At 67.4% G+C, this 8,201-nt stretch carries 9 protein-coding genes; 6 read left to right on the top strand and 3 right to left on the bottom strand.

Features of this window, described 5'->3' with window-relative positions; translation table 11 throughout:
- Positions 1-1,153, bottom strand: a 1,153-nt coding sequence (locus tag EXE46_RS15860; RefSeq protein WP_137689313.1) for a PQQ-binding-like beta-propeller repeat protein, incomplete at its 3' end; no start/stop codon positions are given.
- A gap of 173 nt (positions 1,154-1,326) precedes the next feature.
- Between EXE46_RS15860 and EXE46_RS15855 the strand changes: the two genes are divergently transcribed.
- From EXE46_RS15855 to EXE46_RS15845, 3 genes are all read left to right on the top strand, one after another.
- The gene (locus tag EXE46_RS15855) at positions 1,327-1,734 is read left to right on the top strand and encodes a hypothetical protein (RefSeq protein WP_137689312.1); all 408 of its coding nucleotides are present in this window, start codon (positions 1,327-1,329) and stop codon (positions 1,732-1,734) included.
- A 96-nt stretch (positions 1,735-1,830) separates the two neighbouring features.
- Entirely contained in the window at positions 1,831-2,484 is a 654-nt protein-coding gene (locus tag EXE46_RS15850) for a hypothetical protein (protein ID WP_137689311.1), read from the top strand.
- Between the two features lies 1 nt (position 2,485).
- On the top strand, positions 2,486-3,571 hold the full coding sequence (locus EXE46_RS15845) for a restriction endonuclease (RefSeq protein ID WP_137689310.1): 1,086 nt from the start codon (positions 2,486-2,488) through the stop codon (positions 3,569-3,571).
- 27 nt (positions 3,572-3,598) lie between these two features.
- On the opposite strand, the gene EXE46_RS15840 is transcribed toward EXE46_RS15845, so the two are convergent.
- Together EXE46_RS15840 and EXE46_RS15835 are read right to left on the bottom strand one after the other, a co-directional pair.
- Positions 3,599-5,659 (bottom strand): hypothetical protein, encoded by a 2,061-nt coding sequence (locus EXE46_RS15840; protein ID WP_137689309.1) that lies wholly within the window; start codon positions 5,657-5,659, stop codon positions 3,599-3,601.
- A 44-nt stretch (positions 5,660-5,703) separates the two neighbouring features.
- Positions 5,704-6,210, bottom strand: a complete 507-nt coding sequence (locus EXE46_RS15835) for a hypothetical protein (protein ID WP_137689308.1) — start codon at positions 6,208-6,210, stop codon at positions 5,704-5,706.
- Between the two features lie 321 nt (positions 6,211-6,531).
- On the opposite strand from EXE46_RS15835, the gene EXE46_RS15830 reads away from it, so the two are divergent.
- The 3 genes from EXE46_RS15830 to EXE46_RS16905 all read left to right on the top strand — a co-directional run bounded on the left by EXE46_RS15830 (position 6,532) and on the right by EXE46_RS16905 (position 8,181).
- The gene (locus tag EXE46_RS15830; protein WP_137689307.1) at positions 6,532-7,140 is read left to right on the top strand and encodes a hypothetical protein; all 609 of its coding nucleotides are present in this window, start codon (positions 6,532-6,534) and stop codon (positions 7,138-7,140) included.
- 119 nt (positions 7,141-7,259) lie between these two features.
- The gene (locus EXE46_RS15825; protein WP_137689306.1) at positions 7,260-7,703 is read left to right on the top strand and encodes a hypothetical protein; all 444 of its coding nucleotides are present in this window, start codon (positions 7,260-7,262) and stop codon (positions 7,701-7,703) included.
- Positions 7,704-7,782: 79 nt separating this feature from the next.
- Positions 7,783-8,181: a hypothetical protein gene (locus tag EXE46_RS16905; protein ID WP_158413964.1), complete on the top strand. Its 399-nt coding sequence runs from the start codon at positions 7,783-7,785 to the stop codon at positions 8,179-8,181.
- Positions 8,182-8,201: the final 20 nt, after the last annotated feature.

Raw genomic sequence — 8,201 nt, 5'->3', positions numbered from 1 at the left:
GCTCGCGACGGCCAGCGAAGGACGAGTGTACGCGTTCCGCTCCCGCGCCCCCCTCGATGCCGGAGCGGAACGCGTACACTCGTCCTTCGCTGGCCGTCGCGAGCAGTTCGTCGGCCGTCACCGCCAGCCCGGAGACGTAGCCGTCGACGTTCGCACGCCACGCAGACTCGCCCGTCCCCGCGTCGATCGCGTACACGGTGCCGTCGTCGTCGCCGACGTACACGCTCTCCCCGCCGACGACGGGGTCGACGTACACCGGGGAGCCGGTCTTGAACACCCACTCGGTCTCGCCCGTCGCGGCGTCGACCGCTCGGACGGTGCCGCCGGCCGACCCGACGTAGACGGTGCCGTCCGCGACAGCGGGACTCGACGCTAACGTATCGCCGTCCACCGAGCCGTCGCGCAGGTCGAGTTCCCACTCGGGGCTTCCGTCGACCGTCGACAGGGCGGCCAGCGTGCCGTCGTCGTCGGCGACGATCACCCGACCGTCGGCCACGGCCGGACTGGCGGAGAAGCCCGCCGGGCGGTCCGCACGCCACTCGACCGTGCCGTCGTCGACATCGACGGCGTAGACGTGAGCGGTGCGGTCGCCGACGTACACGGTTCCGTCCGCCACCGCCGGAGTCCCCACGAGCGCGCCGTGAGTGCCGACCTCCCACTGGTAACTGAACCCGTCCGGGTACAGTTGGAGCCGCCGGAGGTGTCGGTCGACGGTGGCCGTGAGGACCGTCCCGTCGCCCAGCGGAATCGGACTGGCCGTGAGCCCCTCGCCGAGGTCGTAGTTCGTGACCCGGTTCTCGGTGTCGACGATCTCGCCGACGTACCCGCGATCGGTCCCGACGTAGACGGCGCCGTCCGTGGCACCGGGACTCGCCGTCACGGGTGTCTCGGCGTTGAATTTTTTGTACGGCTCCCCGTCGCCGAGCCGGAGCGAGGCGATCCCACCCTCCGTGTTACAGTACACGCGGCCGTTGACGACGACCGGGTACGCCGAACCCATCTCCCACGGCGTGTCGGTCGCCCACGCCTCGCCGAACTCGTCGGCGGAGACCGCGTCGACCCCGTTCTCGTTGTGGCTACTGTTTCGCTCGTCGTATCCGAACAGGGGCCACGTCGCGCCGTCGTCGGCCCCGGCCACCGACCCAGTTCCCACCGCGGCGGCGACTCCGGCGCTAAGGGCACCTCGACAGAACTCGCGACGGCTCGGATCGGTCGTCACGCTCTGATCGTATGTCTTCGGTGTGTCATATATATCTCCCGGTGGTCGGGATTCGACGAGTCCCGCGACCACGTATCACTAAGATGTCCGAACGACAACGATCGGACATGTACGATCTGGCAATTACGTTTCTCGGCGCCGTTTTGGGGTTCGCTCACGCCGCCAAAAGCTGGCTCGCGATCAGGATGAAAGACGGAAGGCGGTGCGTGCCGAAGGTGTTTCTCTGGCGAGGAATCCGGAATCTGACCGCCTCCTTGGGCGTGCTCGTCGCGATCCTGAGCGCGGGTTCGGCCTCGTCGTCGACGGCTACGACCACGGGCTCCCCGGAGGCGATCGGCGTTCTCTTCGCCGCGATGGTCCTCTTTGCGATCGGTTTCGGAGTCGGCAACGGACTTTCGAACCTCACCGGCGGAACGCTCTCGTACGTCACCGAGGGGCCGAATCAGCCGTCCGAGTCGACCGACGAAGAGGTCTCTCCGTCGACCGACAAGTACGGCCAGCTCACAGAGGACTGACCGGCTCCGCGACGGTCGCTCCGCGTCCGCGACAGGCGGACACGGCCCAGCAGATATTGACAGAAAACTTATCAATGTGGGACCGTATTCGGAGCCGTGTACGCGACACTCGTCTCGAACGCCGGCGACGGGATCGAGGTGGACGTCCCCGACGACGGTCGTATCGAGATCTACCGCGACCCCGACCGAGGCAACGAGGTCGTCGCGAACGTCACCGCTGCCGACAGCGACCCCGTGGGACTCTCCGCCCGCGACCCCAGCGTCTCCCGCCGCCCGAGGCACGTACAACTGTTTCAGGCCGACGACGAGGTGTTCGTGAGAGACACCGGGATGTCGGAGCCGGTCGTCCTCGAAGACGTCTACGAGTCGATGACGCTCACCCCCGGAGAACGGTACGCCGTCCATCAGGACGCGACGCTCCACTTGGGATACGACACGGAGGTCGGTATCGACATCGGGAGAGAGCGCGACGACGTTCCGATCGGGTGGCGCATCGAAGCGGCTCGGCGGGAGTTCGAGCGCGGGACGAACGAGGAGGCGTTGCACGCGGCCGAGGCGCTCGTGGATCAGCTTCGGCTCCGCGGCCGCGACGAGGACGTGTACGCCGACGCCCACGCGGCGTTCGAAGACGTCCGCGACCAACTCCAGAGCCGCGTTCGACTTGGGCACGACGACGCCGACGTCCCCGACTCGATCCGGGGCGACGGGGTCCGATGCCTCGACCGACTGCGAGCGATCTACACCCAGTGAGATGACCGACACGCGAGACACTCCCGGAGCACGACTGGAGCGCGCACTCGGAACCGTCACGGACGACTGGCTCGCGAGCGTCGCCGGTGCGGCCGACGAGGACGCCCCGGCCGTGATCGCCGAGCGCGCATCGGCGCTCGCGCGGAGGGAGATCCCGGCCGCCGAGGAGCATCGCCGGGACTTCCGTCGGGAACTCGATGCGGTCGCGACGGCCGTCGACGGCCTCGCGGCGGAGTGCCTGCCGGACGCTCAGATCGCCGGCGCTCTCCCGGCGGCCGTCGACGCCGTGGACGTCGACGACGGTTCCTCGGCACCTCGGCTCGTCGTCGTCGCCGGGGCGACCGCGGCCGTTGGACTGCTCGTCGCGGTCCGCGAGCGGTACGAGGCGGTTCCCGAGAGCGTGGCCGAGCCGGCCCGGGAGGCGGCCCTCTCGGCCGCGTCGGGAGCGTACGACGAAGCGCTCGACCGCAGCGTGGAGAGCGTCGAGGCCCTCACCGATGCGGTCCCGCTCGCCCGGCGCGTCGATCGTCTCACTGCGGCGGTCGCCTCGCTGCGCGTCCCGACGTACACCGAGTTGGACGAGCTGAAGCGCGCCGCGAGCGAGGCGTTCGCGGCGAGCGACGAGCGTCGGATCGCTCGGATAGAGTCGCGCGTCAAGGCGGCCGCCGAGGTCGCGTGGGGGGGCGACGACCTGATCGAGCCGACGCCCGAGGAGTTCGAGGATCTCGTCGCGGACCTGTGGCGGTCGGCCGCCGATATCGGTGACGTCGCCCGCACCCGCCGCAGCGACGACGCCGGCGTCGACGTAGTGGTGCGGTTCGCCGACGGCCGGACCGAGGTGATTCAGGTGAAGCAGTTCGCGACCGGTAACACCGTCGGCCGGCCGACGGTCCAGCAGACCGAGGGGGTCGTTTCGCAGTTCGATGCCGACGCCGGCGCCGTCGTGACGAGCTCGTCGTTCACCGACCCGGCGCGGTCGGCCGCGGCCGCGTACGATTCGATGCGGCTGTTCGACGGGGAGCGCCTCGTTCGCGCACTCAGAGAGTCGCCGCTCGTGCCGCCCCGGGCCTTGGCGCCGGACCGGTGACGGGGCGAAAACGGGGCAGTCGGGGTGTCACCCGCCGTTCGCGACGAGGTAGGGGCCGTGCTCGTCGTGGTATCCCCGGGTGCCGTCGCCGGCGTCTTCGATCCGGTCGAACGCGCTCGCGACGACGTGTTCGGGGGCGTCGAGCTCTGACGCGACGGTGCTCAGCCTGACGGTGTCACTCATCGGATCCTCGACGTACTCCTCGCGGACGTGCCGCTCACAGGCGTCGACGCGCTCGACGTGTACCGCGCGTTCGAACAGTTCGCGGTTCGCGTGGACAACGTCGTCGCTCCGGTCGTAGAGGAGCTCTCCGGTGCGTACGTCGACGAGACAGAGGCTCACGTCGAAACCGAGGCGGGTTCGAGAGAACTCGGACTCGGTGACTAACCGGCGGACGCGATCGGTCCAACCGGTCGTGGAGGCGGCGGCGATCAGGTGTGGGACGCCGCGAGCGTTGGCTCGTTCGGTGACGCGGTTGATGACGTCGAGGAGGTCGTCGAGTCCGGCGGGCCTCGCGTCGAACCCGTTGATGGCGTACGCCTCGAGATTGCTGTGGACGGTCGCTTCGATCACCAGTTCGGCGTCTCTAACGAGGCCGAACCGGCTGCTCGTGACGACCGTGTAGCGCGAGCGGCGCCGCAGCGGATAGTGGTCGACGTCGACGTCATCGCCCGCTCCCCGATCGTCGAGCAGCGACGCCATCCGTTCGCGCTCGTCGCCGGCCTCATGTGCTCGGCGTTCGAACGCCGACGGCGGCTCGAACTCCTCGCCGCTCGGGAGCGTTATCGAGCGTGCCTCACTGACCGACTCGTCGAACCGAGAGATGAAGTCGACCTCGTACAGACGGGCGATCCGGGCCGGGACCACGCCGTTGTCTCCCGTGTCACCGTCGGCTTCTGACTCCTCGGGCAGGGACGTGGAGACGCGGTCGACGCGCTCCGACAGCAGTTCGTGTTCCTCTTCGAGCCGCTCCCCCGCCGCCTCGAGTCGTGCGCGCTCGCGAGAGAGCCGCGAGAGCTCGCCGTCGAGCTCTTCCCGACGGTCTCGGAGCCGTTGTAGCTCCTGTGAGACGATCTCCTCCGCGTCTTCGGCGACGTCCTCGGCCGCCTCGTCGGCCGCCCGTCTGGTCGCCTCCCGGCCGGCTTCGGTGAGCTCTTCGAGGGCGTCGTCGAGCGTTTCGCGCTCGGCGGAGAGGTCGTCGATGGCCTCGTCGAGCGCCGCCACGTCGGCCCGGCGCTCCTCGCGGACCGCCTCGACCCCGTCCGCGATCTCGTCGAGCTTGGATTCCAGCTTCGCGGCGTCGATCTCCGCGTCGCTGGCGCCCTCTATCGCGGCCATCTCTCCTTGGATACCAGCGATGTCACCCCTGATGGCCCGCTCTTGGTCGCGCAGCGACGCGTGTATCCGCTCCGAGAGATCGTCGAGCTGCGTCCGGACCGCCTCCTCGATCTCCCGTCGGCGTTCGGCCCCCTCAGCGGTCGCCTCGACGGCGTCTTGGATCCCCTCGATGACGTTCGGGAGGCCGTGGTGCTGGATGTACAGTGAAACGGCCTCCTCGGAGCGGTCGATCCGCTCCTGATAGCGGTCGTTGAGGTAGTCCATCACCGCGGTCCGAATGCGGTTGTCTCGGCCGTCGAGCACCGAGCTCCGGTCCTCCGTCTGCGAGGTGACCTCCTCGACCACGAACTCGTAGACCTCGTCGTCCTTCTCGCGTATCCGTCGCCGGAGGTCTTCCGTGCTCGACACGTCGAACGCGCGGTACCGATCGAACTCGACGACCGCTTGCCGTTCGTCCTTCTCGAAGGCGTTCGGATCGAGGACCTGGCCGCGGTCGTCTCGGTGCGAGGCGACGTGGAGGAACAGCCGCGCCGTCACGAGCTGTGACCGGACCTCGCTCGTGGTCACGTCGTCCAGTTTCTGTCGATACTCCCGAATCAGCTCCGCCTCGAACCGCTCCTCGCTCTCTCGGATCTCCTCGTAGAGCCGTTCTCGGCGCGTCGGAGACATCCTCTCTAGGTCGACGAGATCGCCGTCGAGCACGCGGTTCGCCGGTCTGAGAACGTCGTCAAGTTCGTCGTGGAATCCCATCGTATCGCCTCGTGTGGTCGATATGTGCTAGTCGTGTTCCCGTCTCACAGCATGTACCCGAGCTCTTCCTCGAAGAAGTCGCGAAGGAACTCGGTCGCCTCGCCGTACCCCTCGATCCGGATCTCCAAGACCGACCCGTCGTCTCGCGGAACGACTTCGTACCGGACCGTGGCTCGCCCCTTCTTCGTGTACACCGCATAGGTGTCGTCTCTCTCGGGGTCCTCCACGGCCTTGCGCTTGTTGAGCACCGACTCGACGGCCCACTCCACCCGTTCGGGATCCGTCTCGGTCCTGATATCGAGTCGCTCGTCGCTGGTGCTGGCCTCGCTGTTCACGGGAGTGAGATCGTACGTCTCGATCTGGTCTTCGGGGACCTTGGCGACGAGCGCGTCGTACAGCTCGTGGATGTCGGTCCCCGAGACCACTCGGGTCAGCCCGCGAACCGACTCGACGCTGCCCGCTTCCCAGTTGTCGAGTAGGTACTCCGCGCGCTTTCGCTCGGTGTCCGCCTCGTAATCGACGACGACGAGGTAGGCGTCGTCACTCGTCACCGGCCGTCACCACCGGTTCACTCGGTGTTCGCGCCCCGAGCAGCGGGTCATCTGTACTCACTCGCTTCAGATTCACCGTTTAGACACATATGCTTTTCCATTATGGAGAAATCGACACGTCTCAGCAGTGCGCTCTAGCGGGTGTATGGCGGATCTCAGATTCGATCTGCCCCACGGGCGTGTCTCTCCAATCCGGAGAGAAAGTTATTTAACAAATGCGCTACACTGTTGAATCGTGACGAATCCCCGGTCGAGGTGGGACGTGCGAGGCGGGGCCGGCGGAAACACTAAGAGACCGTAACCTGACACGAATACAAGATCATGTTCGACTGGTTCAGAAGCGACGACCCGAGCGGACTCGACGCGTACTCGAAAAGCGATCTCGACCTCGAGGCCGAGAGCATCAAGACCGACATGAAGGTCAAGGAGAACGACCTCAACCGCCTCGACGAGAAGTTCCTGAGCAAGGCGAAGGAGGCGGCGAACGCGGCCGGACCCAAGCGGAACCGGCTGAAGAGCGAGGCCTCCGCGATCAAGCAGAACTACGAGCAGCAGCAGGCCGAGTACCAGGCCATGCTCAAGGAGTTCACGACTATCCAGACGCTGGCTAACGCGAAGAGCCGCCTGAACTCCCGGAGCGACTCGATGCTGCGCGAGATGGACCAAGCGGAACTACAATCCTTCCGCGAGGACGTCAAACGCGACGTGCTGGGACAGAATCAGGAGCTCGCTCAGATGGAGGAGGTCGCGAACACGATCGACGAGACGCTGACCGCCGTGACCGGCTCGGGCGGCGGCCAAGTGGACGACGACGTCGAGGACGTCATTCAGGCGTTCGAGCAGGGCAACGACGTGAGCGACTTCTCGCTGGCGGACAAGGTCAGCGAGGACGACATCGACGAGTCGTCGTTCTCTCTCAGCGACCTGTAGCCGGCGACGACGGCGACGGGGCGCTCGGCCCGCCCCGCTCAGCCGGGGAGATCGATCGGTCAGCCGGACACGCCGGCCGGCCGATCCGTACCGCACCGACCACACAAACCACACCGACCATGACTCGACAGCAGAACACACTCGACTTCGAAGGCGCACGCGAGCTACTCCGGGAGGAGCTGATCGACCGGATCGAGACCCTCGAACGACTGGACCGAGAGTATGACCGTCAGTCACGGACCAAGGCGGAGTCGGCGACGCCGAGGCGAGACGATCGCTCCCGCGAACGGACGTCGCTCTTGCGTCGCTACGAGCGGACGCGACACGAGTACCGCTCGCTGCTCGTTCAGTACGTGCTCACCCGAACGCTCGAGTTCGCGTCCGGTCCCGAGTTCCGGATCGACAGCCCGACGATATCCGAGAGCGATCGCCGACTGCTCCGGCAGGCCGTCGTGTGCGCCGCCGAGGAGGAACTGCCCGACGAGAGCGGGGTCGAACTCGAAACCGTCACCGACGGGGTCGTCGCGACCGTCTACGGTCCCGGAACGGACGAGGCAGCATGACTCGGGGGCGTGACGGGCACGACGGCTCGACTCGGGCAGCGCCGGGACGGTCTCCCGAGCGGACGCACCACCAAACACCATGAACGTAGACGGATACAAACGCGACATCCTCAGGAACCAGTACGAAGAGTTGCTTTCGAAGGCCGAGACGGCGCGGAAGGCCGGGAACCTCGACGCCGCCGCGAAGGGGTACCACGAGGCCGCCGATCGCCTCGAACAGCTCCAGGACGTCGAGGCGAACAGCGACTACAGCGGTCGCATCGAACGGCTGCTGCGCGCGGCCTCGATGGCCGCTGACGGTACCGATCCCGGAGCGGCGGACGGCGACGGCGGGAGCCCGAGCGGTAGCGGCGGGGCGGGCGGTGGCGGAGCAGGGGTGGTGAGCGGGCGATGGGCGGGGCCGACCGCGCGTCCGGCTTGTGGGCGGGTGACCGCGGCGTCAGCGAGACCGTCGGGTTCGTGTTGGTGTTCGCGCTGATCACGTCGACAATCGCGGTC

This window comes from Halorubrum sp. GN11_10-6_MGM, assembly GCF_005435165.1.
GTDB lineage: Archaea > Halobacteriota > Halobacteria > Halobacteriales > Haloferacaceae > Halorubrum.
Note: the sequence above shows the minus strand (reverse complement) of the source record. Positions and strands in the feature narration are given on the sequence as shown.